The organism is Rhodoferax sp. GW821-FHT02C08, assembly GCF_059421805.1.
The window spans coordinates 1-531 of sequence record NZ_JBWKVR010000072.1; the positions used below are offsets into that span (position 1 = coordinate 1).

At 61.8% G+C, this 531-nt stretch carries 1 protein-coding gene; it reads left to right on the plus strand.

The features are described 5' to 3' along the window. The coding region (locus AC07VY_RS26610; RefSeq protein ID WP_495100148.1) for a transporter substrate-binding domain-containing protein at positions 1–264 on the plus strand (264 nt) is incomplete at its 5' end. Between the last annotated feature and the right edge of the window lie 267 nt (positions 265–531).

The following is a 531-nucleotide window of genomic DNA, read 5'->3' on the forward strand; positions in this document are numbered from 1 at the left end:
GGCCGCCTGGACGGCACCGTGGCCGACATCATCGAAGTCACCGGTGGCTTCCTGAGCAAGCCCGAAGGCAAGGACTATGTGGCCGTCGGCCCCGAGCTGTACACCCCCAAGTACTTTGGCGGCGGTGTCGGCGTGGCCCTGCGCAAGGGTGACAAAGCGCTGAAGGAAGAACTCAACGCCGCCATCAAGGCCATCCGCACCGACGGCACCTACAAGACCCTGAACGACAAGTACTTCAAGATCGACGTGTACGGCACTAAATAAGGTACACCCCCAGGCTGCAGCGCTTCGCGTCTTTCGCCAACCCCCTTGCAGGGGGCGAACCCAGTGGACCGGCAGAGCCGGATCCACGGGTTCCTTGGAAGGGGAACCGGGGTGTCTATTGCCAGCCGTGGTCTTGCCGCGCAACTTTCTGTGCGGCGGCCACGGCGTATTTTTTTCTACTTGGGAAATGTGTTTTGTCTGATTACTACTGGTCCATCCTCCATGGCGCGCTGCTCACGGTCGGCGTATCCCTGGCCGCGCTGGCGG